The sequence below is a fragment of the Luteibacter anthropi genome (assembly GCF_011759365.1).
GTDB classification, from domain to species: Bacteria; Pseudomonadota; Gammaproteobacteria; order Xanthomonadales; family Rhodanobacteraceae; genus Luteibacter; species Luteibacter anthropi.
On record NZ_JAARLZ010000017.1, the window covers coordinates 38,371 to 64,525 of the forward strand.

Annotated in this window: 21 protein-coding genes; 6 read left to right on the top strand and 15 right to left on the bottom strand. The window is 61.8% G+C overall.

Translation table 11 applies throughout. The features are described from left to right. Positions 1-23: 23 nt before the first annotated feature. Complete coding sequence (gene pilB / locus HBF25_RS21480; protein WP_166952743.1) at positions 24-1,757, bottom strand: type IV-A pilus assembly ATPase PilB; 1,734 nt, start codon at positions 1,755-1,757, stop codon at positions 24-26. Between the two features lie 156 nt (positions 1,758-1,913). On the opposite strand from pilB, the gene HBF25_RS21485 reads away from it, so the two are divergent. Together HBF25_RS21485 and HBF25_RS21490 are read left to right on the top strand one after the other, a co-directional pair. Beyond that, complete coding sequence (locus HBF25_RS21485; protein ID WP_166952746.1) at positions 1,914-2,768, top strand: glycosyltransferase family 2 protein; 855 nt, start codon at positions 1,914-1,916, stop codon at positions 2,766-2,768. Next, entirely contained in the window at positions 2,761-3,957 is a 1,197-nt protein-coding gene (locus HBF25_RS21490; protein ID WP_166952749.1) for a glycosyltransferase, read from the top strand. Before HBF25_RS21485 ends, HBF25_RS21490 begins: the two co-directional genes overlap by 8 nt. Positions 3,958-3,973: 16 nt before the next feature. On the opposite strand, the gene HBF25_RS21495 is transcribed toward HBF25_RS21490, so the two are convergent. Next, positions 3,974-4,906, bottom strand: a complete 933-nt coding sequence (locus HBF25_RS21495; protein ID WP_166952752.1) for a glycosyltransferase — start codon at positions 4,904-4,906, stop codon at positions 3,974-3,976. A gap of 154 nt (positions 4,907-5,060) precedes the next feature. Between HBF25_RS21495 and HBF25_RS21500 the strand changes: the two genes are divergently transcribed. Then, complete coding sequence (locus HBF25_RS21500) at positions 5,061-6,131, top strand: glycosyltransferase (protein WP_166952755.1); 1,071 nt, start codon at positions 5,061-5,063, stop codon at positions 6,129-6,131. On the opposite strand, the gene HBF25_RS21505 is transcribed toward HBF25_RS21500, so the two are convergent. From HBF25_RS21505 to HBF25_RS21560, 12 genes are all read right to left on the bottom strand, one after another. Beyond that, positions 6,103-7,605 (bottom strand): lipopolysaccharide biosynthesis protein, encoded by a 1,503-nt coding sequence (locus HBF25_RS21505; protein WP_166952758.1) that lies wholly within the window; start codon positions 7,603-7,605, stop codon positions 6,103-6,105. The genes HBF25_RS21500 and HBF25_RS21505 overlap by 29 nt on opposite strands. 3 nt (positions 7,606-7,608) lie before the next feature. Then, complete coding sequence (locus HBF25_RS21510) at positions 7,609-8,421, bottom strand: cephalosporin hydroxylase family protein (protein WP_166952761.1); 813 nt, start codon at positions 8,419-8,421, stop codon at positions 7,609-7,611. Between the two features lie 23 nt (positions 8,422-8,444). Further along, positions 8,445-9,092 (bottom strand): NeuD/PglB/VioB family sugar acetyltransferase, encoded by a 648-nt coding sequence (locus tag HBF25_RS21515; RefSeq protein WP_166952764.1) that lies wholly within the window; start codon positions 9,090-9,092, stop codon positions 8,445-8,447. Then, positions 9,089-10,207 carry a DegT/DnrJ/EryC1/StrS family aminotransferase gene (locus HBF25_RS21520; RefSeq protein WP_166952767.1) on the bottom strand — a complete coding sequence of 373 codons (1,119 nt, stop codon included), beginning with the start codon at positions 10,205-10,207 and terminating at the stop codon, positions 9,089-9,091. The genes HBF25_RS21515 and HBF25_RS21520 overlap by 4 nt, the downstream gene beginning before the upstream one ends. Further along, entirely contained in the window at positions 10,204-11,424 is a 1,221-nt protein-coding gene (locus HBF25_RS21525) for a class I SAM-dependent methyltransferase (protein ID WP_166952770.1), read from the bottom strand. Before HBF25_RS21525 ends, HBF25_RS21520 begins: the two co-directional genes overlap by 4 nt. Then, entirely contained in the window at positions 11,421-11,972 is a 552-nt protein-coding gene (gene rfbC / locus HBF25_RS21530; RefSeq protein WP_166952772.1) for a dTDP-4-dehydrorhamnose 3,5-epimerase, read from the bottom strand. Before rfbC ends, HBF25_RS21525 begins: the two co-directional genes overlap by 4 nt. After that, positions 11,969-13,054, bottom strand: coding sequence for a CDP-glucose 4,6-dehydratase (rfbG, locus tag HBF25_RS21535; protein WP_341778364.1), 1,086 nt, complete (start codon positions 13,052-13,054; stop codon positions 11,969-11,971). The genes rfbC and rfbG overlap by 4 nt, the downstream gene beginning before the upstream one ends. After that, a complete protein-coding gene (rfbF, locus tag HBF25_RS21540; RefSeq protein ID WP_166952775.1) occupies positions 13,036-13,806 on the bottom strand; it encodes a glucose-1-phosphate cytidylyltransferase in 771 nt (256 codons plus the stop codon). The genes rfbG and rfbF overlap by 19 nt, the downstream gene beginning before the upstream one ends. Before the next feature lie 45 nt (positions 13,807-13,851). Beyond that, positions 13,852-15,861, bottom strand: a complete 2,010-nt coding sequence (locus HBF25_RS21545; RefSeq protein WP_243853368.1) for a tetratricopeptide repeat protein — start codon at positions 15,859-15,861, stop codon at positions 13,852-13,854. A gap of 79 nt (positions 15,862-15,940) precedes the next feature. Next, entirely contained in the window at positions 15,941-17,890 is a 1,950-nt protein-coding gene (locus tag HBF25_RS21550) for a hypothetical protein (RefSeq protein ID WP_166952778.1), read from the bottom strand. 75 nt (positions 17,891-17,965) lie between these two features. After that, a complete protein-coding gene (locus HBF25_RS21555) occupies positions 17,966-18,379 on the bottom strand; it encodes a pilin (RefSeq protein ID WP_166952781.1) in 414 nt (137 codons plus the stop codon). A 290-nt stretch (positions 18,380-18,669) separates the two neighbouring features. Beyond that, entirely contained in the window at positions 18,670-20,013 is a 1,344-nt protein-coding gene (locus HBF25_RS21560; RefSeq protein WP_166952785.1) for a hypothetical protein, read from the bottom strand. 138 nt (positions 20,014-20,151) lie between these two features. Here HBF25_RS21560 and HBF25_RS21565 point away from each other — a divergent pair, with 138 nt between their 5' ends. Both HBF25_RS21565 and HBF25_RS21570 read left to right on the top strand, forming a co-directional pair. Beyond that, entirely contained in the window at positions 20,152-22,248 is a 2,097-nt protein-coding gene (locus HBF25_RS21565; protein ID WP_166952788.1) for a S9 family peptidase, read from the top strand. Between the two features lie 109 nt (positions 22,249-22,357). Continuing rightward, positions 22,358-22,546, top strand: a complete 189-nt coding sequence (locus tag HBF25_RS21570) for a DUF1737 domain-containing protein (RefSeq protein ID WP_166952791.1) — start codon at positions 22,358-22,360, stop codon at positions 22,544-22,546. Positions 22,547-22,574: 28 nt separating this feature from the next. Here HBF25_RS21570 and HBF25_RS21575 read toward each other — a convergent pair whose 3' ends face one another. Beyond that, on the bottom strand, positions 22,575-24,239 hold the full coding sequence (locus tag HBF25_RS21575) for a dihydroxyacetone kinase family protein (RefSeq protein ID WP_166952794.1): 1,665 nt from the start codon (positions 24,237-24,239) through the stop codon (positions 22,575-22,577). 1,481 nt (positions 24,240-25,720) lie between these two features. Between HBF25_RS21575 and HBF25_RS21580 the strand changes: the two genes are divergently transcribed. Continuing rightward, on the top strand, positions 25,721-26,011 hold the full coding sequence (locus tag HBF25_RS21580; RefSeq protein ID WP_166952797.1) for a hypothetical protein: 291 nt from the start codon (positions 25,721-25,723) through the stop codon (positions 26,009-26,011). Positions 26,012-26,155: the final 144 nt, after the last annotated feature.

A 26,155-nucleotide genomic window follows, 5' to 3' on the forward strand; every position in this document is an offset into this window, starting at 1 on the left:
CCTGACGCTACCGGCCGGTCGTATCAATCCTTGGTGACGCGATTGATCTCGGCCAGGCTGGTGACGCCGTTGCGCACCTTGAGCAGGGCGGAGGCCCGCAGGTCGTTGATGCCCGCCTTGCGCGCCACCTCGGCGATCTGCAAGGCGTTGCCGCCTTCCAGAACAATCTTCTGGATGTCCTCGACCATGGGCATGACCTGGTAGATGCCGACACGGCCCTTGTAACCGTCGTTGCATCCATCGCAGCCGACGGGCTCGTAGACGGTCATGCCGGCATCGATCTCCTCCTGCGTGAAGCCCTCGGCGAGCAGTGCCGCGGCTGGCAGGTGGACTTCGCGCTTGCAGTCGTGCAGGCGGCGGGCCAGGCGCTGGGCGATGATCAGGGTGACCGACGAGGTGATGTTGTAGGGCGCGATGCCCATGTTCATCAGGCGCGAGATGGTCTGCGGCGCGTCGTTGGTGTGCAGGGTGGAGAGCACCATATGGCCGGTCTGGGCGGCCTTCACGGCGATTTCGGCCGTTTCCAGGTCGCGGATCTCGCCGACCATGATGACGTCCGGATCCTGGCGCAGGAACGAGCGCAGGGCCGCCGCGAAGGTCATGCCGCGCTTGGTGTTCTGCTGGACCTGGTTGATGCCCTCGACGCGGATTTCCACGGGGTCTTCCACCGTGGAGATATTGCGTCCCTCGATGTTGAGGATGTTCAGCGCGGTGTACAGGGAGACTGTCTTGCCCGAGCCGGTGGGGCCGGTGACCAGGACCATGCCGTAGGGTTTGTCGATGGCATCGAGGTATAGCTTTTTCTGGTTTTCTTCATAGCCGAGCTTGTCGATGCCGAGTTTCGCTGACGAGCCGTCGAGAATTCGCAGCACGATCTTCTCGCCGAACAGCGTGGGCAGCGTGCTCACGCGGAAGTCGATGGCCCGGGTCTTGGTCAGGTTGAGCTTGATACGGCCGTCCTGCGGCACGCGGCGTTCCGCGATATCCAGTCCGCTCATCACCTTCAGGCGCGAGGCGATGCGGTTGCCCAGCTTGATCGGCGCGTTGGCCACGATGCGCAGGATGCCATCCATGCGCAGGCGCACGCGATAGACCGCTTCGAACGGCTCGAAATGAATGTCCGAAGCTCCGCGCTTGATCGCGTCGACAAGTATCTTGTTGACGAACTTGACGACCGGGGCATCGTCATTCGCGTTGGCATCGATGCCGGTGGAACTTCCGTCGGCCTCGTCCTCGCCGCTTTCCAGCGAGAGTTCGTCCAGACCTCCGCCGTCCTCGAAGCCGGGGACGTTGCTGGTCATGGTCGAAAGGGCGTTGTCGATTACACGCCGGAGTTGGGCGCGCTCGACCAGCACGGGCTCCACCATATGGTTGGAGTGGAACTTGATCTCGTCCAGCGCATGCGACTGCATGGGATCGGCGATGCCGACGAAAAGACGCTTGCCCCGGCGGAACAGGGGCAGGGCCTGGTGCTTGGAGACCAGGGCTTCCGTAACCAGGTCCAGGGGAAGGTTGGCCGGCGTCATGGCCGACACGTCCATCAGCGGCATGCCGAATTCGGCGGAGGCCACCTGCGACAGGCGGCCGCTGTCAACCAGGTTGTGGTCGACCAGCCACGATGAAAGGGACACTCGCTTGTCGGCGGCGTCCTGGACGGCCTTGCGGACGTCGGCTTCCGGCAGGACGCCTTCACTGACGAGCCGCCGAGCCATGCCCGTCAGTCCGGCGAGCATGGGTTGCTGCATGTTTGAAACCATGATGGCTTCCGTTTACCCCGAGATTCGGGGGCAATCTACTCCAGAACGTGTGACCGGTCACGTCACCGGAGGTTAATTTCAGGGCCGGAGAAGGGCCTGTGACAGCGAAGGGCGGCGCTTTCGCTTATCATCCACGGGTTAACCGGGGAACATCTCTTGAGCCGTATCAGCATCATCCTTCCCGCGAAGAACGAAGCCGCAGCGCTGCGCGACCTGCTTCCCCGCCTGAAGCGGGCCCAGCCCGGCGCCGAGATCCTGGTAGTCGACGACGGTTCCACTGACGATACGGCCGCGCTCTGTGCAGGTCTGGGCGTCATTTGCCTGTCGTCACCGTATTCCATGGGCAACGGGGCGGCGATCAAGCGAGGTACCCGGGCGGCCAGTGGCGAGATCCTCGTATTCATGGACGGCGACGGCCAGCACGAGCCAGCCGACATCGACCGCCTGGTGGCACGCCTGGAGCAGGGCTACGACATGGTGGTCGGAGCCCGTGATTGGGCAAGTCAAGCCGGGGTGGGGCGAGGTCTCGCGAACACGCTCTATAACTGGCTGGCAAGCCGCATGACGGGGCAGCCTGTTGCCGATCTTACCTCCGGGTTCCGCGTGGCCCGGGCGAACCGTTTTCGTGAGTTCCTGCACCTGCTGCCCAACGGCTTCTCGTACCCCACCACCAGCACCATGGCGTTTTTCCGAAGTGCGTATGGCGTGGCTTATGAGCCGATCAAGGCGGCGCAGCGGATAGGCAAGAGTCATATCAGGCCCTTGAAGGACGGCCTGCGGTTTCTGTTGATCATCTTCAAGATCGCCACGCTCTATTCACCGCTGAAACTCTTCGTGCCGGTGAGTGCGTTGTTCTTCGGACTTGGCGTGGTTAATTACGCGTGGACCTACCTGAGCGTTGGGCGACTCACGAATGGAAGCACCCTGCTCTGGATCGCCGCCGTGGTGGTCTTTCTCATTGGCCTGGTTTCGGAGCAGATTACGGCCTTGACCTACCGCCGGGATGACTGATCTCGCCAAGCGGCCTCGCCTGCTTGTTCTCTCCACGACTTATCCCCGCTGGCGGGATGATCACGAGCCGGGTTTCGTGCATGAATTGGCAAGGAGGCTGACCGATCGTTTCGACGTGGTGGCGATCGTGCCTCACGCCGAAGGCGCTTTACGTCGGGAGGTCCTTGACGGAGTCACTGTGTTTCGATACCGCTATGCGCTGGAGCGCTGGGAAACGCTGGTGCAGGATGGCGGCATCACCACGCATCTGCGACGCTCTCCGTGGAAGTGGTTGCTGGTTCCGGGTTTCTTCGCCATGCAATGGTTTTCTGCACGATCCGCACTGGTGGCGGGAACCGTTGTGCATGCCCACTGGATCGTGCTGCCGGGTATCGTGGCCCGCCTGCTACGCAAGCGCTACCTCGTCACGTCCCACGGGGCAGACCTGTTTGCCTTGCGTGGCAAGCTTGCCGTTCGCCTCAAGCGCTGGGTGATGCAGCGAGCAGATGCTACGACGGTCGTCAGCCGGGCGATGCTGCCCATGGCCACCGAACTGTCAGCGGGGAAGTTGCCGGTGGTGGCGCCGATGGGGGTAGATCTTTCGGTCCGCTTCACGCCTGATCCGGCAATCCTGCGTGAGACCGATCGTATAGTATTCGTTGGACGACTGGTTGAAAAGAAGGGGCTGGATGTCCTCTTGCGTGCTATGCCTGCGGTGCTCGCGGAGCGACCGCATGCCCATTTGTGCATCGTAGGTCATGGGCCACTCCTGGAAACACTGACCGGGCTCGTCCGTCATCTTGATATAGGTCACGCCGTGACCTTCGTGGGGCCAGTGCCATCGATGGCTTTGCCCGAGCACTACCAACGGGCATCGCTCTTCGTCGCACCATTCCGTCCGGCTTCTTCGGGTGACCAGGAAGGACTGGGTCTTGTGCTGGTTGAAGCTCTCGGCTGTGGCTGCCCGGTGGTAACGACGGATGTCGATGCGGTGTCGGACGTTCTGGAGGGCATGTCGGGAGTGGTGCAGGTGCCTTCCGGTGATGAAAGGGCACTGTCATCGGCGATTATCGCCAGTCTGCAGGATCAAACGGTAGTCGAGGCCGTGGCATCAACTCGTTCCATACTCGTGGATCGATTCGACTGGAATCACGTTGCCCGCCGTTATGGTGACATCCTGTCGGGGCTGCTCGACGATCAGGGAAACTAATCGGGAACGTGGGGCCTTATTCTCGTGAGCGGCGGGTACCGTCCATGAAGGCCGCTGCAACCGTGATTCGCACCAGAAGCGCCTTTATCCGGAATGGAATCCAGGGGGCGGCTAGCCAGCTTTCCCATCTCGTCAGATGGCGAAGGAAGAACCAGGCGCCTGCGGCAATTTCTCCTCGCCAGGGATGGATTCTTGCATCAATGGCGGCATAGCCCAGACCACGATACTCATCGGGATACAGATCGGAAAAGCGCAGGGATGTCACGGCCCCGGCTTCGCCCATTTTTCGGCAAACGCCTTCTAGTGAAAGCGTGTCGCGATGCGACACAGCGGCCAACGGCGCACACACGAACCGCGCCCCCGCATTTGCGAGCCGGATGGCGAGGTCGCGATCCTCGAATCCGTAGCCGATATAGGCTTCGTCGAAACCGCCGGCGTCGATAAACGAAGAGCGCGCGATCATTACGTTCTGTGTCGTGAAGGTGGCTGACGGCGTATGCATGGCCAGCGCGTTTCTGCGGTGTGTGGCTGCGTCCTGATAGTCGTGCCAGAACCCATCATCCTGCCCGACGATTCGGCCAATCGAAACCTCGGCCGCGGTAATGGCTTGCACGTGGTCGACGAGGAAGTCTTCGCCGATGGGTATGCAGTCACTGTCCAGGAAAAGAATATAGCGGGCATCTGACGTCATGGCGGCCGCATTTCTGGCACCCGACCGGCCCCGGTTGTCGGCAAGCCGAATCAGATCGATGCGATCACCGAACGACTGCTCGATCATATCGGGAGTGCCATCGCCGGATCCGTCATCGACGACCCGGATACGTACTTTAGTATCGAGCGGTGGTCTGCACGCCAATAAGGCATCGATGGCCATGGATGCCTTGTCGGCGTTCCTGTACATGGGAACGACCACATCCAACCGTTGTGGGGCCGGGAAATTATCGGACACGCGGATCGGTTTCCATGAAAGGAGGCTATGAAGGTCCTGGCCCTCAAAGCGGATTATGGGGGGCCAGGGTACCTGTGCGGTAGTGCTGGGGTCGTGCTGCCCGTTATGATTTCCCGTGGCGCCTTCTCGCGTCCGGCCAACGGCATTTCGTCCTGTGAATTCCCGTATTACTACCGTCATACCTACCTATAAGCGGCCAGCACTCCTGCTACGGGCCGTTCGCAGTGCATTGGGGCAGGGTTCCGCCGAAATTCGTGTACATGTGCTGGATAACGCCTCCGGTGACCTCACCGGTCCGCTCATACAGCGCCTGGCAGAGAATGATCCCCGTGTGGTGTATAGATGTCACGCTACGAATATCGGGGGCATCGCGAATTTCGAAGCTGGACTGAACACGGTCGACACGGAATTCTTCTCCATTCTCTCGGATGACGATTACCTGTTACCAGGATTTTATGCAAAAGCAATCGCCGCACTCGACGCACACCCTGAAGCGGCATTCTGGGCGGGAACGACGCTGAATGTGGACGAGAACGGAGTTGTATTCGATGCCAGGGTGGCGAAATGGAGCAGACACGGCTATTTCAGGGCTGGCGAGACGATGCTGGCGATGACTGGCGGCATGGCTCCGCTGTGGACGGGTATCGTATTTCGCCGCACGGTGCTGGAAAGCATAGGCCTGCCTGATCGCGAAGCGCTGGGACCAGCCGACCTGGATTTCATCCTCCGGGTTGCGGCTCGTTCTCCCTTCATCGTTGAAGCGCAAGCCGTGGCGGTCTTCACACTGAGTGTGTCGTCGTTCGGCGCCACCCAGCCCCTTTCTTCGTTCTGGCCGGGTTGGCTGCATGTGATCGCCAAGGCGCGCTGCAATGAAGACTTGCCAGAGGGCTCGCGGAAGGCCCTTGCACGGGCACTGGAAGCCGATGCGCGAAAAATGCTTTATCGTCGTGGGATTAACGCAATGGTGAACGGCCGACACGACTTCGCAACTGAAGCATCAAGCCTGTTGCGGGCGCAACCGGATGGCCGTTCGCGGGGCTGGATGCTTTTCGTTGCCGAGTGGTTGGCACATCATGTTCCCATTATCCGGCGCGTCATGGACCATACGTATCGTTTTCTGGAGCGTCGCCTGCTGGCATCGCGAAAGGAACTTCAGCGGCGATATGGTCCGCAGCTGATCGGCGTGGAAGACCTGCCTAACGATGCCTTGGCACGCGATCCATAAGGGCGAACAGGCGTCGACGGGATTCCGTGACGCTGAGCGATGCTGACAGCAGAGTCAATGCGCTGACAAGAACCAAGCAGGCCAGTCCCTGAAAATTACGCTGTAATGATGGCGTAATCCATGCGCACAACGCAGCAACGCAAGCGGCGGTCAGTGTAGGGGGCAATACCGTGTCGCGGAGCCAGCCTGCAAGTTCTCCTGGCAAAAGTCTTCGGTGCATGAGAGGCAGTCCGACGGTCAGCAGCACAAGGTTGGTGACGAGCCAGAGGTAGGCCGCACCATCGACGCCGTATGTACCAATGACGTAGATACCCAGCGGAACGGAAATCGTTAGCGCCAGCAGGTTCGTGCCGATGGTCAGTCGTGTCCAGCCATGCGCAAGTTGCATTGCATAGGGCAGGTTCATCAGTCCGTTGAGGAAGGTGCCTGCAACAAGGATCGCCAGTGGCATGGCTACGATATCGGCAGCCTTCGTGTCTCCGGTCCAAAGGAGCAGAGTGGCATGTGGGAAGGCGATCAGCACGGCTGTAGCAGAGGCTACGACTATGCAGAGGTACCGCGTGGATGATTTGTAAAGCTCGCGCAGTGCCGTCGCATCGCCAGCCGCGACGAGGCGGCTGAACCGGGGATACACGGCATTGAACATCGGCTGGATCAATCGTCCCAGGCCGGCAGCTACCGTGATGGCCAGGGTGAAGTAGCCCACTTCCTGTAATGGCCGCAATGTCGACAGGAGTAACCGGTCCAGTTGTGTCAAGGCGATCGAGAGTGCCGTGATACCGACCAGGCCAGCGGCAAACCGTTTTGTTGCCACAAGTTCCTGGAGGACGAAACGCGCACGTCCCGGTGGCAGGGCGCGCCATACCATTCCGGCTGTCAGCAGGGAATGGGTCGTACCTACCACGGCCTGCCAGATCATGAAGGCCTGGACCGAGCGGTCGACCAGCAGCAACACCGCCACGGCACCGGCGCTGCGCAACGTGGCGAACACGGCGTTGACGACGTTGGCGGCAGGTTGCCGTTCCAGGCCCGACAACGCGTTGGTATAAAAGGCCGCCGGCCACTGGAGCGCGATGGCGATGCCCATCATTCTTATGGCATGCGTAGCTTGCTGTACGCTAAGTTCTTTTGGATGCAGCCATTCACTGGCCATCCAATACGCCATGGTAGAGATGATGAGTGCGATGACAAGTGCGACAGGCCAGATAACCCATTCCAGTGTGCGCACAAAGGAGCGCATGGATGCTTGTGTACCTTCAAGTGCGCTCCGGCGGGCCAGCTCCCTGTTAACTACGCCACCCAACCCCATGTCGAGCAGCAACGCCATGGCTTGCAGGCTCAGCATGACGCCAACAAGGCCGAAGGCTTCGATGCCTAGCGCATCTGCGTACATCGGCACGAATGCAATGGCGACAAGTGCTTGCCATGCCTGACCCAGATAGTTGGCAATGATATTGGTGCGGACAAGCGTCATGCGTCAGAGCCGGCGTAGATAGCCGTCGGGTGCCACGGTGATGAGCAGTTTGTTCTCGATGGACTTTTCCACGGCCAGGGCAAGACGTTCGCCATCCTGAGCAGTCACCTCGTTGCTTGCCAGATACTCCAGATAAGACCAAACCGCGGTTTTGGGGCTGTTCCCGGGCGCCCACGGGCGATCCGGATACAGTGTGCCTGGCAGGTCTTCCACCACGGTATCGAAGACGACGCAGTAGCTACCTTTCGAGGTGAGAGGTGCATACGCCTTCAGTTCGGCGAGCACGTGTTCATGGGTATGGTTGGAATCTAGGATGACGAGAATCCTTTTGTACCCGCGTGCAATGGCGTGCACAGCCTCGATAGTCTCGGGAGAGACCGACGAACCTTCAATCATCGTTATGAGGTGCGCCATCGGATGACTTTCGATGGCGCTGCGGTTGTGTGCACGGATATCTATATCCAGGCCGATGACCCGGCGATGGGAGATTTTTGGGTCAAGCGCACGGCCCTCCTCCACGGCTTCCGTGTAGTCGAGCAGGGCGAGCATCGAGGCGTGAAGGATGAGCGACCCGCCGTGGGCAATGCCTGCTTCGATGATGAGATCCGGACGCGCTTCCCAGATAAGTTCCTGCATTGCGACCATATCCTGCGGATATTGGATGATCGGTCGGCCGAGGGCTGTGAAATGATAGGAATAGCGATGCGGCAGTGAGCGGAGCAGCCAGTCCGAGGTGATGTTCCTGAGTTCGGTATCGTGACCGAGAGCTTCGACGTTCGCAGCCCTTTCCAGTTCGAATTGCTTGATGGGATCCATGGTCTTGCCAAGTCTCTGAAGTATTAGATGGATGAACGCAAAGGACGCGCCGGGTTGCCGGCGACAGTCTCACCCGATTCGATATGACGTGTGACGACAGCTCCGGCTCCGACAATGGCGCCCTGCCCAATATGCAAGCGAGGCAGCACGACGGCGCCCGCGCCGACAAACACATCGTCACCCACGACGACCTCTCCGGCGAGACGCGCGCCTGGTCCGATATGCACGCCATGTCCGAGCACGCACTCGTGATCCACGCTTGCCGAGGTATTGATGATCACGGCGTCACCCAGGCACGTTCCTGCGGCAACGGCGGACATCGCCAATATCTGACAACCCGCGCCGAGCTGTGTATCGGACGCAATGAATGCCCGTGGGTGAACGACCGTTAGGGGGGTCAGCCCATGGCTTATCAACCATGCCTGCATGTGCCGACGGTCAGCACCTCGCGCTCCGCCTATGGCGACACAGAAGTAGAGATCGCCCGGACCGTCGTATCCTGATTTCCAGTCGAGGAAACCAGCCTGGCCGAGGTGCAAGGGAACGTTGGTAAACGGCGGTGCGATGTCGCGGTTGTCGAACAGGGCGACGAGCTGCAGGTCGAGGTAGCCGAGCGCTTCGCGCAGCACCCGGGCCTGGCCCGTCGCACCCCAGAAAATGACGGATTTCATTGCATCTCAGCCAGGGCCGATCGAAGGCATGCGATTACCCGGTCCTGGTCTTGCCGCGTCAGGTCATGGTAGCTGGGCAGGTTGATCGCACGCGGCGCAATGGCCCGGCTGACGACATTCTCGGGAACGTCATCGAACATAGGTAGTGATGACAGCGGCCAGAAAAAAACACGCCCGTCGATGTTCGACTCGCGAAAGCGGGACAAGAGGATATCCCGATGGAACGCCATGTGCTCTGGAAAGACGACCGTAGGCATCCAGTATCCGTTGCGGGTCCCCGCCGGCTCGGGATTCATCGGCAAGCCCAGGTCAGACAGGTTCTCGCGGTAGTAATCGAAGATATGCCGCTTTGCAGCCACCAACTCTTCGACACGCTCCAGCTGGGCACAGCCGATGGCTGCCTGGATATTGGATATCTTGTACTTGAAGCCAATCTGGGCTGGCCAGAACTGGCGTGGCTCGCCGCTGGCCCTGCCATGGTTCGACAGTGTGAGCACCCGCCGGTAGAGTGCATCGTCGTTCGTGACGAACATGCCGCCCTCTCCGGTGGTAATGGTCTTGGTACCGTGGAAGGAAAATGCACCGAAAGCACCCATCGAGCCTGCGCGGCGGTCCTGCCACATGGATCCGATGGCTTCGGCGGCATCCTCAATGACGGCGATGCCATGTTCCTTGCCGATCTGCCGCAAGCTATCCATGTCGCAGAGGTTGCCGTACAGATGCACTGCGAGAATGGCCTTGGTCCGTGGCGTGATGGCACGCAGTACTGCCTGGGTATCGAGGCACCAGCCATCCGGCGTCACATCGACGAACACAGGAGTCGCACCCAGGTGCACGACAGGTGCTGCGGAAGCGATCCAGTTGATGTCGGCAAGGATGACTTCGTCACCCCGGCCTATCCCCATGGCTGCCATGCCCAGGTGCAGTGCACCGGTAGCGCTTGACGTAGCGATGGCGTGCCGTGTGCCGATGTGCGCGGCGAAGGCGCGCTCGAAACGATCAATGTACTCGTAGCAGCGCTCTCCCCAGCCATGGGTCGCCGCATCGGCCGCATAAGCCGTTTCCAGTGCAGTGATGGACGGCTTGGTGTAGTGGATCTTGGGCGGCGCGCTCATGAAACCTCCAGGGACGGCACGGCGACGGCGAACTGACCGCCCCATTCGCGGATATAGGCAAGCTGGTTCGTAATCTCGTCCCGAAGGTTCCACGGAAGGATGACTACGATATCAGGCCGGTCATCGCGTAGCACCTGTTCAGGCACCACGGGGATGCGTGAGCCGGGTAACCAGCGCCCCTGTTTGTGGGGCGATGCATCCACCACATAACGCAAAAGGTCTGGCCGGACGCCTGCGTAGTTGATGAGGGTATTGCCTTTCGCGGCAGCACCATAACCGGCGACGCGCAGACCCTTACGTCGACATTCAAGAAGGAAGGCGATGAAGTCGTTCTTCACCTTGTCGGCGGCGTACTGGAAGCGTTGGTAATACGAAAGTTCCAGCATGCCGGCCTGGCGTTCGTCTTCCAGGATCTGTTCCACCGACGGCAATGGTTCACGTACGCCTGTATGTGATGCCCATACCCTCAGGGACCCTCCATGAGTCGGCAGCCGCTGTACATCCCAGATCTCCAGGCCATGCATGTCGAAAAGGCGGAGCACGGCGTGTAGTGAGAGATAGGAGAAATGTTCGTGGTAAACCGTGTCGAACTGCCTGTTGGTGACCAGTTCCATGAGGTGAGGGAACTCGATGGTCACGGTGCCCGTTGCGGCGAGGGCCACACGGAATCCTTCGACAAAGTCGTTCACGTCAGGCACGTGTGCAATCACGTTGTTGGCGATGATCAGGTCCGCCGGCTGCTTTGCATCGGCGTACTCGCGTGCGAAAACGCTTCCGAAGAACCGACCAATGGTCTCGATACCCCGGGCACGGGCCGCATTCGCGGTGCTGGCGGTGGGCTCGATTCCGACGCAAGGTATATTGCGGGAGGCAACGTACTGCAGGAGGTATCCATCGTTGGACGCGACCTCCATCACCAGGCTGGTGTCATCCAGCAACAGGCGTTTCACGGCCTCTTGTACGTATCGCTCTGCATGGGCGAGCCACGATGCGGAGAATGATGAGAAATAGACGTAGTCGTCGTCGAACAACGCGGTATGCGAGCGGATTTCACCTACCTGCACGAGCAGGCACTGGTGGCACGTGAAAAGCTTGAGCGGATACCATGCTTCGGGAGCCAGCAGGGTTTCTGCGGTGAGAAACGCATTGGAGGGAGGTGCGGAACCCAGATCGAGGAACACATCCCCGAGTACTGTTCCGCACAGGCGGCAATTCATGCGATGACTCCAGGGAAGTCGTTTGTTAGCGGAGGAGTCGCCAGGTCACGCGCGGATACGATACCCGTGGCGAGGGGCCATGCGATGCCGACACGTGGTTCGTCGAAGCGGATCCGCCCGTCATGCTCCGGACTGTATGCCGCGGAATGCATGTAAAGCAGCTCTGCATGGTCTTCCAATAACTGGAAGCCATGGGCGAATCCTTCCGGGATAAGGAGCATGCGCTCGTTGTCTTCGCTGAGCTCCTCGCCATGCCATTGCAGAAAGGTAGGAGAGCCGGCGCGAAGATCGACGGCTACGTCGAATACGCGGCCGCGAAGGCAGCGTACGAGTTTCAGTTCGCTCGCAGGAGGATGCTGGAAATGCATGCCGCGAATGGCTCCACGGCCATGCGTGGCCGACAGGTTGGCCTGCTGCCAATGGATGCCTGGGCGTATCGGTGTCAGTTCGTCTTCGCAGAATGTGCGAACGAAGCGGCCCCGCTCGTCGCGCATGGGATCGGTCCGTATGACATGCAGACCTGCCAGTGCAGTCGGGAAGATGGTCATTCGGCCCATGGCGCACCTTGTGACTTTGCTTCGATCGTGTAAGCGTCTAGGTCCCTGGCCGTGCCAAGTGTGCCATCGTCATGGAAGGCGCGGTACCACTGAATTGTGCGGGCGATCGCCGTCTCCGGCGTCCAGACCGGGCGCCATCCGAGCTTTGTTTCCGCCAGGCGCGAGTCCAAGCGGAGTACCGCCGCTTCATGCGGATGATGATCCGTGTCATGCGCGACGTCAAAACGTGGCCATTGCAGTCGGGCCGCTTCGACGATACTGGTGACGGGTAGGTCAGCATCGGGACGTGGACCGAAGTTCCAGGCGTTCGAATCAAGCCCTTCTTCCCAAGCCGTCTCAGCCAGGCGAAGGTAGCCGGACAGTGGCTCGAGCACATGTTGCCACGGCCGGATGGCCTGTGGGTTTCGAATAAGAAGGGTGTTGCCGGAGACACAGGCGCGAACGATGTCCGGTACCAGCCGATCCTCGGACCAGTCGCCACCGCCGATCACGTTGCCTGCGCGCGCCGTGGCCATCCGAACCTGCTGGCCGAGGAAACTCTTCCTATAACTCTCCGTCACCAGTTCCGCACAGGCCTTGGACGTGCTGTAGGGATCATGCCCGCCCAGGGGCGCGGATTCCGCATAGCCCTGCGCGGTGTCGTGCTCGGCATATATCTTGTCGGTGGTGGCGTTGACGAATACGCGAACGCTATCCGTTGTTCGGATGGCTTCAAGCAGATGTACGAGCCCCATTACATTCGTGTCGAATGTTTCGACGGGCTGGCGATAACTACGCCGTACGAGCGGCTGCGCGGCAAGATGGAACACGATTTCGGGCTGCGCGTTCACGACGGCGGTGGCGACCGCCTTCGCATTCCTGAGATCGATGCGCAGGTCCGTCACATCGGGGAGCGCCAGCAGATCCCAGTGGGAGGGCGTCGTTTCCGGAGCCAGGGACAGGCCGGTTACGCGAGCGCCGAGTTTCGTAAGCCACAAGCTCAGCCATGACCCTTTGAAACCGGTATGACCGGTGACAAGGACGCGCTTACCGCGAAAGAGATCATTGAACATGGTCAGGGCCAGACTTTCCACGGTGCCTGACCGCTCTGCCACAACTCTTCGAGGCGGATCTTGTCACGCAATGTGTCCATGGGCTGCCAGAACCCCTGATGGGTATAGGCCGACAGCTCGCCCTGACGCGCCAGCGTTTCGAGCGGTTCTTTTTCCCATACCGTGTCGTCGCCGGAAATCAGGTCGAGGACCGAGGGTTCAAGAACGAAGAAGCCACCGTTGATCCATGTGCCGTCACCCGACGGTTTCTCCCTGAAGTTCGTGATGCGGCTGCCATCCATGTCCAGCGCGCCAAAACGTCCGGGGGGTTGTACCGCCGAAATGGTCGCTTTCGTGCCGCGCTCCTGGTGGAACGCGACGGTGCCCGCGATATCGATATCTGAAAGGCCGTCACCATAGGTAAAGCAGAACGTCTCGTTTTCGATATAGCGGGCGACGCGCTTCAGCCGGCCCCCGGTTTGCGTCGTTTCGCCGGTGTCCACGAGCGTGATACGCCAGGGTTCTGCATGCTTCTGATGTACTTCGAGACCGTTGTTTGCAAGGTCGATGGTCACGTCGGACATGTGAAGGAAGTAGTTCGCGAAGTACTCCTTGATCATGTAGCCCTTGTAGCCCAGGCAGATCACGAAGTCGTTGATGCCGTGATGCGAATACACCTTCAGGATGTGCCAGAGGACGGGGCGACCCCCGAGCTCGATCATCGGCTTCGGGCGAAGCATGGTCTCCTCGCTGATGCGGGTGCCAAAGCCCCCGGCAAGTATCACGGCTTTCATCGATGAATCGTCCTCCCGGTCGGTTTCGCCATTATAGGCGGTCCATTACCGGCTTTCGGAGGCCCCGTCGGCGCTTTCCCGGCGGGAAAGACGTGCATTCAGCGTATCGAGATCGGTATCCAGCCGGCCAGCCACGTTCAAGGGGCGTAGTGCCGCGATCTGCTTCCGGGCATCCTCGAATTGGCCGGCGGAGATCAGCAGGCCGGCGTAATTGATGCGGTAAGCTGGCTCGTCGGGGGCCTTCCGGACTGCCTCGGCGGCGAGAACCAGGGCACGCTTGCGGTCATCCAGTACCGACCAGGCGTACTGCGCAAAGGCACCCACCAGCCGGGCACTTCCGGTGTCATCCCTTGAAGCCAGCTCGAAGGCGTGCACGAGCTTGTCCGAAGGAATCGCGCAGGCACCTGAACGTGCGCAGGACTCCAGGGCCAGCAACGAGCTGTCGTCCTGCACGGTGGCCCGTTGCGCGGCCAGCTTGCGATACATGCTCTCCCACCAGGCGTCTTTGAGCGGCAGGGACATCTTTGCGTTGAGGAAGATCAGTGCCTGCTCGGGAAGAATCGATGACCCCGGCAGGGCGGCAGATCGTTCGAGCGCAATCCTGGCCTGCTCGGCCAGGGGAGATCCCGACTGGTAATGGGACGCGATGATCAGTGCCCGACCCTGTTCGTACTGTGCCCGGGGCGAGGAGGGTGCCCGTTCAGCGAGCTCCGAGGCGAGCGGCAACGCAGCTCGCCAGGCATAAGCGGTTCGCGCGGTGAAAATACCCCAGGTGGCAACAAGAAGGCAGCTCGCGATCACGACGATGATGCGAAGGGAGCGGCGCGCCGGGTAGAGACCGCTCATTGCCAGGTCGCAAAGCACCATGAGCAGGCCGATGCTTGCCGGATAATTGCGATGCTCGTAGATCAGTTCGAGGGGAATGATGGTCGCCGTCAGCGTATGGCAGGCGAAGAACCAGATGATACCCAATGCCATCAGGGGGCGTCGTTTACGTATCGCGAAGGCCAGGGCGAGCGCAGCGGCGATGGCCAGAATCGACGCGAGCGTGGTACCTGGGGTAAGCAGTCCGGTGCTCTGCAGGAAGTCGTCGTGATAGAACGACAGGCCATTCCGTGAAGGCGCCAAGGTCCAGATCACATAGTCGACGATGATCCGGGGCTCCGATAGCAGTCGTGTCGCCAGGGTGAAGTCGCGTGTCGCCCAGGCGTCCGGCGACAGGATCCGCGGCACGATCACTCCTAGCCCGACTAACATCGGTAGCAGCAGGATCAGCGCGAACAGCGCCACCACCCCCTGCTGGTACCGTCCGGTACCATTCCTGAAGCGAAACAGCACCCATTCCATCGCGCAGGCATATAGCGGGAGCAGGATGGCCGTTTCCTTGAATCCCACTCCCACGATGGTTGCCAGCAAGAGGATTGCCGCAAGGACAAACGAGCCGCCTTTGCCGTTGAACTGCCTCTGGCGTAACACCACGTAGCCAAGCAGCCCCGCCAGCACGCAGAGCTGTGCGGCGGATTCCATGCGCTGGACGACGTAAAGCACGGCCGTGAGGTTGATCGGCAGGAGGAGCCAGGCCAGGGCGACCCCGGCTGCTGTCAGCATGCGGTCCCGAGGGGGTGACGCAAGGCGGACGATGGCCAGAATGCGGCCCATCAGTACGAATAGCAGCCAGCCGCTCGCAATATGGATGGCCAGATTGGTGCCTTTCATGGCCGGTGCGTCGAGACCCGAAGCAAGGAAGTTCAGGGCAAACGAAAGCGAGGCAAGAGGCCTCTTGAGCTCGCTGGAGGGTGAGGACAGAGCGGCGGCAACCAGTTCTGGTACGGAAGCGTGGGCTGGCTGAACGAGGGCGTTGTCGACGATATTGGGATAGTCGTCGAAAACGAAACCGCCGCCCAGGCCGGGCGCATAGGCCAGGAAAGTCATCACTGCCAGGATGGCCATGCAGGCCAGCTGGCGCAGGTGGCTTGCCAAAGGGGTGGAGGCGTCTGGCTTCACGGCCGTCGCGTCGTCTAACGGGGGCGGCGGCGTGGTATCGCTGGAACTCAAGGCGGCCTCGCGGGCGAATTTCCGTCGGGCATCCTAGCATCAATGGCCCAGGGTGGCCCTTCGGGCCTCCCTTACACGTTCATGGATGGCCCGGCTCGGAGGAGGCACCGATGCGGCCGCCGGCAAGTGCTTTGGAAAACACATCGACGGCCTCGACCAGATCGGCGTCGCCCGTGTTCATTCGGGAGCGCAGGTTGGCCAGTACTGTCTCGCAGACGTCGCGACGTCCGAGACTGGCGTTGAGCTGGAAGAGCAGGACGCCGATGCCTGTGTTGTAGCCGCTGTCGATCCAGGCCCGGTGAGCATCTGCCTCGGCCTGCACCAGATTGCCCGTTGCCCCTTCCATGCGTGCAAGGTTGTATCGCGAGCGCCAGATAAACTGCGACGTCGGAGCGGATGCATCGTGGTCGATCCAGCGACGTCCCGCGATGGCCAGCCGTTTGGCGTCCAGGCGTCCGAGCTCCGCAAAGGTAGCCAGGCGCTCCCAGTAGCGCATCGAGTTCATCGTGATCGGCATGTCCGTCCGCCGTTCGAACTCCTCGTAGATCGCCTCAGGAACGGGCAACTGGGCGTTGCAGTAGGCAATGAAACGCCAGATGGTGGCATTCATGCCTTCGGTGGGCGGATCGAGGCGTTCCTGCAGGTCGATATGGCCGAGCGCGGACCGAGTGTCTCCCCGTTCGATGGATAGTGCAGTCAACGTTGCCTGCAAGCGCGGCGACGTCGGGTTGTACGCCACCTGCATCTGGTAGAGCGTGTCGATGTTGCTCCAGCTGCCGACCTGCACCCAGGTGGCCGCTGCGTAGATGGCCAGGATCAGAAAGGGGCACAGGGCGACGGTCCGCCGGAAAGAGGCGGTGGCATGCGGGTGGTGCAACCACAATGTGCGCCCCATACCGACGAAGACGATCAGGATGCCAAGGTCGGGCAGATAGTTGCGATGCTCGAAATAGAGTTCGAGAGGTATGATCGTCGATTCGAGCAAGTGTCCGATCAGAAAGAAGCCGATGCCGAACGACACCAGCGGATGCTTCCTCCGTGCCTTGATCGCAACGCCGATCGCCAGCAGCCAGGCCAGAATGGCGAGCGCTGTGGTCCAGGGAGTGAACCATCCGGTCGAAAGCACGTAGTTGTCGTGGAACAGCCCCATGTCCTGGCCTACGGGCAGGAGCATGGTCTTCACATAGGACCCGAGTACGCGCGGCTCAGTGAGCAGGCGCTCGCCAAGTGTGAATGGCCGGCCCTGGAATCCGTCGATGATCAGGTTCGGGTGGAGCGCCAGCCAGCCGATGATGAGGATGCCTGGCAACACCACCGTGAGGAGAAAGAAAGCCGTGACGGAGCGAGGGCGTTGATGCGTTTCGCTGGAGCGGAAGAAGACCATCTCGATAAGCATGGCAAGGGGAAGCGCGAGTACCGCGTTTTCCTTGGCCAACGCGCCCACGCCGACGATAAGGGGGACGGCGATCCAGAGACCTAGAAGTGGGGCCAGTCCCCGGTTGCGCTCGATGTGCTGCCGGAGATACACGTACAGGGTCAGTGCTAGCAGGATGAACAACGCCCCCAACTGGGCCATGCGCTGGACGATATAGAGCACCGTACTGACGTGCAGGGGGAGAAACAGCCACCATGCAGCGATGAACAGGGCGGTCGTGGAAGCGACGCTGCACGTGATCTCTACGCGACGCAGCACCTGGCGGCACAGCACGTAGGCAAGCAGTCCGCAGAGAATGTGGATGACAAGATTCGTTGTCTTGAATGTCTGCGGGTACATGGCGCCGCTGCGCGCGGCGTCCATCAGGAAGGTCAGCATCGATACCGGGCGACCCAGTGGACCTGAATGGTTTTCGAGGGCCGAGTGCCAGTCGAGCCTGCCGTTGACCCATCGCTGGATGGTCTCCAGGTTCGGTGGATCGTCGACCAGGTAGGGGCCATGCAATCCGTTCGCGTAGATGAGAGCCGTCAGAGCTGCGATGGCCAACAGGATGGCAATTCGCGCTGTGCGGCTACGCTCGAACAAATCGATCATGGATTGATTCCGGGGGATGGAAAAAGAAAAGCCCCGCCGGATGGCGGGGCTTTTCATGATGCAATAGCTAGGCGATCAGCGGCAGCTTGCCGGAGCATACTGCGGCTGGAGCGAGCTGGAGCACTTCCAGGTGATCGCGCCCGTTGTCGTGGTGGGGGTAAGGGAGAGGGTCTGACCGTTAATACCCGTACCGATACCCTGATAAGTGACCTTTACGACGCCATTGGCTTGGATGGCGATAGCTGACACGTAAGTGGTAGCAACCGTGGTGTAACCAGCTGCGGTGTTCGTGCCCGGCATCACACCCTGCGACTGGAACGTTTCAGCCACGGCCAGCTTGGCCGCGTCGGCCAGCACGATGCCTTCGGACACCTTGGCGCGCTTGGTGTAGTTCTGGTACTGCGGGATGGCGATGGCCGCCAGGATCGCGATGATCGCGACGACGATCATCAGTTCGATGAGCGTAAAGCCCTTCTGGATGGTCTTCATGGAACTTCCTCGGTAATTTTGGTTGGCTAACCGCAAGTTTGTGATGCCCCTGAGCTGTAGTGCCGGATCTTTCCCTACTGGCTGATCCGGCCCCCTCATCACGAGTACGAGGACTGACCAGGACGCTCATTATCCCTCGAAGCATGGACTATGCCAGCCTTTTCAGGACGGCCAGCCCACACGGTGGGCGAGCTGATTTTGCATAGGGGGGGAGAATTGACAAGCTGTGACAATCCACAATTGCAGAACGGATCACAGCAGGACACCGTATTCTGACCCCTGGCGTCACACTATGACGTAACGCGTCCATTCGCAACTTGGCTGTTTCGTCGTTTGCGTAGGGTGGAAACCGTCAACGCCACGGCGAACACGGCCAGCAGGACCTCGATGCCGCGGAACGGCGTGGAGTACCGGGCATCCGATTGTAGTATTCCATAGACCAGGGTGACCCAGATGCCGAGGGCCGTGGCGATGCGGAGCCCGGGGGCAGCCTGCAGCCGGGGGATGAGGGATAGGCATGCGCCGACCAAGGCGAGCAGCATGATGAATGGCGACAGGAAGAACAGGTAGCCGGTGATGGCGCTGAGTGTCGGTTGCATGAGCAACGGAGATCCATACGCGGGGAACACATAGATATCGCCATATCCGATGCCGATGACCCAGCCCCACAACTCTGCCGGCTTGCTGAGATACCACCCCGCGTAGTGCCCTGGTGCCTCGCTTATGCGAACGGCCATGGTCCGGAACCCGGCGCCCGGCTCATGCCGGAGCAACTGGTATTCGCCATCGATCTGCTTCATGAGCGCTTTTGCCTGCGGAGCGCCGTCGATGCTGGCCTGATAGGCCGTGTGATAATCAGGCCAGGAGCCCTGCACGAAATTCATTACGGCGCGGTCCGAGGAAGAATTCCCGCCATGTGGCAACAGGGCGCCGCGAAGCGACCATGCGGCCAGGGGAAGCAGTGCGGCGGCCAGGAAGACGATCCACAGCCGCCGGTTCGAGCGGTCCCGCCATGCCATGGCAAGGGCCAGCAAGGGGGCAAATGGTGCCACCACGGCATTGGTTAGCCCGGCAACGGCAAACACGATGCCTGCCGCAGCCGCGCGTATGGGGTGGGGACGGCGGAGCATGTTATCGGTGAGCAGCAGGGCCACGGCCACCAGGAAGCCAAGCAGGGTCTCGCTCAGCACGCAGTCCGCGAGGGTCATCAGGTGCGGCCAGAATGCCATCAGCATACCAACGGCACAGGCCGACACGAAACCTGCCCAGCGATACGCGAGGATCGCGAATATCCATACGGTGGCGGCGGACAGTGCTGCCTGTGCCATGAGCACGCGCTGCACGAACTCGTTTTCCATGGCCCCGCTGCCGGACAACAGGGCAAGGAAGGCCGGGTATCCCGGGTCGCGAAAACTGTCGGCGACTACCTGGGCTGCCTTGGGCGATGCACTGGAAAAGACGCCATGATGAACGAGGTTCCAGGCATAGGCGTAATACTGCACGGCATCGCCGCGTATTGCCTGTTCCACCATGGTGGCGTGCACGTAATGCACGCGCAGCGCCAGGGCTCCCAGCGCGATCAGGATGAGAACGAGGTGCCCGACCTGCCATCGGCGTCGCGCGGAGATACCCATGAAAGTCTTCCCCTGACCAAACGCCGGAGTCTAGCCGAAGGCTCCGGCAGGTACCTTGCGCCAGTTCCCGAACTTGCACCCAACGCCCCCGCCCCGTACCGTGCCGGGCTAGTTCCGTCAAAGGGAGTCCCCCAACCCATGAAGCCCCTGCTCGCTGCGCTGGCCCTCGCGCTGGCGTCCGGCCCGGTCCTGGCCGCCGATGCCGACGCGGTCGATACCTCGCCGCATCCGTTCTCCATCCGCGACCTGGTGATGATGGATCGCGTCGGCGATCCCCAGCTCTCGCCCGATGGCCGCTATGCCTTGTTCACCTTGCGCAGCACCGACTACGCCGCGAACAAGGGCTCCACGGCGATCTACCTGGTCGACCTCGACAAGCCGCCGCAGCCGGTCAAGGTGGTGGAGAAGGGCTCGTCGCCGCGCTGGGCGCCGGACGGTCACTCCATCTATTACGTGGCGCCGAAGGACGGCACCGCGCAGGTTTTCCATCGCGCCTTCGATGCCGGCAATGGCGGCAAGGGCCTCGCCCTGGCGTTGCGTAACGGCGATGCCGTCACCGACGCCCCGCTCGACGTCAACGCGTTCAAGCTCTCGCCGGACGGCGCGAAGCTGCTGCTGAGCTACGACGTCTTCACCGATTGCCCGGACCTGGCCTGCACGAAGGAGCGTCTGGACGGCCGCGAGAAGGACAAGGCCACCGGCACGGTCTATGACAAGCTGTTCGTCCGCCACTGGGATACCTGGGCCGACGGTCGCCGCTCGCAGCTCTACATCGCCGACGCCCGTACGGCGTCGCAGCCGGTGCTGCTGAGCCGTGGCATCGACGGCGACGTGCCCAGCAAGCCGTTCGGCGGTGACGACGAATTCTCGTTCTCGCCCGATGGCAAGACGGTGTTCTTCGACGTGCGCATTGCCGGCAAGACCGAGCCGTGGTCGACCAACTTCGACGTGTACAGCGTACCGGCCGATGGCTCCGCCGCGCCGGCGAACCTCACCGCCGACAACCCCGCCTGGGACGCCAACCCGCTGGTGTCGCCGGACGGCAAGACCCTGTTCTACACCGCGATGAAGGAGCCCGGCTCGGAAGCCGACCGCTTCGGCATCATGGCGCTCGACCTTGCCACGGGCACGAAGCGCGAAGTGGCCCCGTCGTGGGATCGCACCGCTGGCGCCCTGCAGATTTCCGCCGATGGCAAGACGCTTTACACCACCGCCGACGACAACGGCCAGCATCCGCTGTTCGCCGTGGACGTGGCGACGGGCAAGGTCACCACGCTGGTGACCGATGGTTCGGTGGCCGGCTACTCGGTGGGCAAGTCGAAGATCCTGCTTACCCGTGACGACCTCAAGCGCCCGGCCGACATCTACACGGCCGACGTGAAGGGCAAGGGCCTGAAGCAGATCACGCACTTCAACGCGAAGCGCCTGAAGAATGCGCAGGTCGGTGATTTCGAGTTCTTCACCTTCAAGGGCTGGAACAACGAAAGCGTTCAGGGCTATGTGGTGAAGCCGGTAGGCTTCAAGAAGGGGCAGACCTATCCGGTGGCCTTCATCATCCACGGCGGCCCGCAGGGTGCCATGACCAACAGCTGGAGCTACCGCTGGAACGCGCAGACGTATGCGGGCCAGGGCTTCGCCGTGGTCACGGTCAACTTCCACGGCTCCACGGGCTACGGCCAGGCCTTCACCGATGCCATCTCGGGCGACTGGGGCGGCAAGCCGCTGGAAGACCTGAAGCTGGGCTGGAGCTCGGCGCTGTCGAAGTACAAGTTCCTCGACGGCGACCGCGCCTGCGCGCTGGGCGCCAGCTACGGCGGCTACATGGTCTACTGGATCGCCGGCAACTGGAACCAGCCGTGGAAGTGCCTGGTCGATCACGACGGCGTGTTCGATGCGCGCTCGATGTACTACGAAACCGAAGAGCTGTGGTTCGAAGAAAAGGAGAACGGCGGCACGCAGTTCGACCATCCGGAAAACTACGAGCGCTTCAACCCGGTCAACCACGTCAAGGACTGGCGCGTGCCGATGCTCATCATCCACAGCGGCAAGGACTTCCGCATTCCGGATACGCAGGGCATGGGTGCCTTCACCGCGCTGCAGCGTCGTGGCATCCCGAGCAAGCTGCTGCACTTCCCGGATGAAAATCATTGGGTGCTGAAGCCGCAGAACAGCGTGCAGTGGCATGAGACGGTCAATGCATGGCTGAAGGAATGGACGGCGCCGCAGGGCAAGTAATCTGTCCCCAGGCGTAAAGAAAAGCGGCGGCCCAAGGGCCGCCGTTTTTTATGGGACGCATCGGAAACTGTTGCTAGGATGGGCACCTCTTCCGGCTGGCGGCATACCCATGGCTTCCGCACCTCCCGATAACCTGCCTGTCTATCGCCTGATCACCGGCAAGGACGATGCTACGTTCTGTCATCGCATTTCAGAAGCGCTTGCACTGGGCTATGTGCTGCATGGTTCCCCGGCCGTGACCTACGATGCACAGAAACAGTGCGTCATCGCAGCGCAGGCCATCATCTGGCCGGGTTGACCACGAACGAATGCTTCACCGGGCCTGTTCAGTGGTCCGCGTGAGCCTGCACGATCGCCTCGATCCAGATCGCCACGGCGACCGCGCCGCCATCGGGGATGCCTGAGGCACGATCACCGAGATAGCTCGCCCGCCCGGCGCGCGCCCGCATGGCGGCCGTCTGGTCCGCACCGTGACGTGCAGCCTGCGCCACCGCTTGTAGCGCACCGCCGGATGCAAGCGAGGCCGGATGCAGTGCATCCAGCATCGTCCGGTCGCCGGGCTTCGCGCCGCCAAGGTCGGTAATGGCCTGCGTGGCCGCTGCCAGTGCCTTGTGCCAGTCCTGGCGCCCTGGTGCATCGATGCCAGCGAGTTCGCGGGCGGCGCGCGTGAGCGCCGTGGCATAGAACGGTCCGGAGCTGCCGCCGATGGCACGGCGCATCGCATCGGCCATGGCAAGCAGCGCGACCTCGGGCGATACCCATGCATGATCCTGCAAAGCAAGCACGGCCTCGGCACCGCGCCGCATGCTTATACCAAGGTCACCATCGCCTGCCTTGCGGTCGAGTTCGGTCAGTTCGTCCTCTGCGGCGATCAGGGCATGGGCCGCAGCGTGAGCGGCAGATTTCACCTTCAATCCGGCCGCAGAAGGCCTGGCTGATGACGTTGCACGTTCGGCCATGCGCGGTGCGGCTATCACACGAACTTCGTTGAGCTTGCCACCGCCAGGCCATGCAGGCGCATCGGTGGTGGCATCAAGCAGGGCCACCAGTTCGTCATTCACCTTCATGACGGAAAGCGAGCAGCCCGGCATATCCAGAGCAGTGAGAAAGTTTCCACACCACGCACGCTCCACGACGATACCGCGCGCATCCAGCCAGTGCAGCGCGTCACGCAGCAGTACATCCAGTTCCATGGGCGGCGTGGCGCCGAGTCCGTTGACGAGCAGGGCGATGCGCTGATGTCCGGAGAGGGAAAGATCGCTGGCGATGGCCTGCAACATGGTATCGACAAGAGTTTCGGCACTCGCCATCGCACCACGCCGCACGCCGGGTTCGCCGTGGATGCCAAGGCCGTATTCGATCTCGCCTTCACCCAGTTCGAAGCCGGGATGGCCCACCGCCGGCACAGTGCACGAGCCCAGCGCGATACCCATCGAACCCAGTCCGCCGATGGCGCGACGGGCGAGGGCGGCGACCTCCGCCAGCGGTTTGCCGGCGGCCGCTGCCGCGCCCGTGATCTTGTGCACCAGCACGGTGCCGGCGATGCCGCGACGCCGGTCCGGCGGCACGGTATCCCGCAGCGCCACGTCGTCGGCCACGGTCACCACCTCGACCGGAATGCCTTCGGCCCGCGCCATTTCGGCGGCGAGGCCGAAGTTGAGGCGGTCCCCCGTGTAGTTCTTGACGACCAGCACGGCACCGGCCGGTCCGGCGACACAGCGCAGGCCGGCAAGCACGGCGTCGACGCTGGGCGAGGTGAAGACATCGCCGGCAACGGCGGCAGTAAGCATGCCATGGCCGACATACCCCGCATGGGCGGGTTCATGGCCACTGCCTCCACCGGAGAGCACGGCCACCTGCCGGCTTCCGTCGGCATCTCGCCGTACGACGACGTTCTCCGTGTCCAGCAGGGCCAGTCCGGGAGATCGGGCGACCGTGCCTTCGAGCATGTCGCGGACCACGTGGCGGGGATCGTTGATGAGCTTCTTCATGGTGCCGTACACCTTTGCGCCTTGGGCGCGGTGGAGGGATGCATTGAGCTTAGCGGCAAGTCGCTTCATGAGGCACCGGCCCGCGCCACCCCTGTAGGAGCGCGCCTCGCGCGCGACCGGTTGAAACGGTGCCGCTCCGTAGTAAAGCAGCCCATGTGGTGCGTCGCTCCGTAGGGTGGGCTCGCCTGTCGCCCTCGCATCGGCGCTGGAACGTGGCGTTGCAGAGGCGACGGGGGCGGCCCTTGTCGCGCCGGCCTGCGGTGTCCCTCGGGAAAGGAGGAGCCGCTGCGCGGCTCAGTGTCTTATGGCTTCGCCCCTTCGGGCACGGGGAGCGGGCGGGGTTTTTCGACTCGGCTCCTGCCTCGGCGAAAAAGGCCGGCCTTCCTGGCCGGCCCCGCTACGCGGCCTTGTCCGCCCGCTCCCCTCGCCTCCATCAAGTCGCGCCAAGGGCCGCCCCCGCCGCCTCTCCCCACGTCGCGGCAGCTTGTTGTAGGAGCGCGCCTGCGCGCGACCGGTCATCGCGAACACCATCATCGTTTCGATCCCACCGGTCGCGCGCAAGCACGCTCCTACAGAGATGCGGTGTCGCACGATGGACCGCCGATGCGACCGGCGCCACCTCACGACTAACCTGGCGTAACTACTGTCGTGTAGGAGCGCGCCTGCGCGCGACCGGTTATCGCGAACATCATCATCGTTTCGATATCACCGGTCGCGCGCAAGCACGCTCCTACAGGTATGCGGTGTCGCACGATGGATCGCTGATGCGGCCGGCGCCACATCACGACTAACCTGACGTAACTACTGTCGTGTAGGAGCGCGCCTGCGCGCGACCGGTTATCGCGAACATCTTCATCGTTCCGATGCATCCGGTCGCGCGCAAGGCGCGCTCCTACAGGGATTGTGTGGCGCTGGATGGATATCGAAACGATCGGTGCCAAAGCCGATGCAACGTCATCGCGCTTACTGGTAAACCGGGGCGCTGGGTTCCTGCGTGCGCAGGAACGACGAGCGTGTGGTGACGATTTTTCAGAATCCTTCCATATCCAAACGCGTGCGCAATTTGGTACGGTGTGCGCGTTGTCTGCTCGTTCGTTGAGGGCTCGGCAGACAACCATCGCTCGACGTATCGAGAAAGACGCGAGCCAGAGGTGTTCGAGCACCCCTGACCCGCTGACCAAACCAACTATCTGAAGGAGTTGATATGGCTGTGCCAAATCTTAAGGCATTCTCACACCCACCGTCTGTCCCGGACGGTCCAGGGACGTCCTAAACACCTGTCAGGACGCGGCTAACGCCCGCATTCGTCCTGATTTCTCACGGTTTCTGGCTCTGCCGTCCTACCCGGCGCGTAGCGCCCTGCCTGTGAGAAAACCGGACAAAACGCGGGACTCGTGAGATCTCGTCGCCCGAGTCGATGAGGGGCACGGCCCTTGGCGTGCCCCCCGCTCGGAAGCGGCGTACCAGGGAAAAACCAAACCATGAGTGATCCGAAAGACGAAGGCGTCCTCGGCGAGGGGAGCTTTGGCCTGAATGTCGAGGCCAGCATGGATACGTTGATGAATGACGCGACCGCGTGGCAGGCGTATGCCGAGGCGATGCAGTCGGTGCTGACCGAATACATGGCCGAAACCGAATTGCCGAATCAACGCTGCGTCGCCTGGGCCATGTCGGGCGTCAATGTGCTCTATCGCATGGGCCTGCAATGCACCAAGCAGGCGAACGTGCGGCGCATGTGCGATGAGGTGCGTGCCTTGGGAGGGGCGAAATGATCGTGGGGCTGTGGGAAGTAGGCGTCGCGCTGGTGTTGCTGGTGGTGAACCTGCTTGTCTACATGAGCAGTTATGGCCAGAGCTGTTCGCTGGCGACGGGGGCGCGGATGTTTTCGGTGTTGTCGTTTGTGGCGTTTATCGCCG

Bases quoted from the DNA above. Each gene is read 5' to 3' on its own strand.
- HBF25_RS21550 (WP_166952778.1), bottom strand. From the start codon at position 17,890: ATGATCGATTTGTTCGAGCGTAGCCGCACAGCGCGAATTGCCATCCTG.
- pilB (WP_166952743.1), bottom strand. From the start codon at position 1,757: ATGGTTTCAAACATGCAGCAACCCATGCTCGCCGGACTGACGGGCATG.
- HBF25_RS21575 (WP_166952794.1), bottom strand. From the start codon at position 24,239: ATGAAGAAGCTCATCAACGATCCCCGCCACGTGGTCCGCGACATGCTC.
- HBF25_RS21490 (WP_166952749.1), top strand. From the start codon at position 2,761: ATGACTGATCTCGCCAAGCGGCCTCGCCTGCTTGTTCTCTCCACGACT.
- rfbC (WP_166952772.1), bottom strand. From the start codon at position 11,972: ATGACCATCTTCCCGACTGCACTGGCAGGTCTGCATGTCATACGGACC.
- HBF25_RS21505 (WP_166952758.1), bottom strand. From the start codon at position 7,605: ATGACGCTTGTCCGCACCAATATCATTGCCAACTATCTGGGTCAGGCA.
- HBF25_RS21525 (WP_166952770.1), bottom strand. From the start codon at position 11,424: ATGAATTGCCGCCTGTGCGGAACAGTACTCGGGGATGTGTTCCTCGAT.
- HBF25_RS21570 (WP_166952791.1), top strand. From the start codon at position 22,358: ATGGCTTCCGCACCTCCCGATAACCTGCCTGTCTATCGCCTGATCACC.
- rfbF (WP_166952775.1), bottom strand. From the start codon at position 13,806: ATGAAAGCCGTGATACTTGCCGGGGGCTTTGGCACCCGCATCAGCGAG.
- HBF25_RS21580 (WP_166952797.1), top strand. From the start codon at position 25,721: ATGAGTGATCCGAAAGACGAAGGCGTCCTCGGCGAGGGGAGCTTTGGC.
- HBF25_RS21510 (WP_166952761.1), bottom strand. From the start codon at position 8,421: ATGGATCCCATCAAGCAATTCGAACTGGAAAGGGCTGCGAACGTCGAA.
- HBF25_RS21560 (WP_166952785.1), bottom strand. From the start codon at position 20,013: ATGGGTATCTCCGCGCGACGCCGATGGCAGGTCGGGCACCTCGTTCTC.
- HBF25_RS21520 (WP_166952767.1), bottom strand. From the start codon at position 10,207: ATGAGCGCGCCGCCCAAGATCCACTACACCAAGCCGTCCATCACTGCA.
- HBF25_RS21515 (WP_166952764.1), bottom strand. From the start codon at position 9,092: ATGAAATCCGTCATTTTCTGGGGTGCGACGGGCCAGGCCCGGGTGCTG.
- HBF25_RS21555 (WP_166952781.1), bottom strand. From the start codon at position 18,379: ATGAAGACCATCCAGAAGGGCTTTACGCTCATCGAACTGATGATCGTC.
- HBF25_RS21565 (WP_166952788.1), top strand. From the start codon at position 20,152: ATGAAGCCCCTGCTCGCTGCGCTGGCCCTCGCGCTGGCGTCCGGCCCG.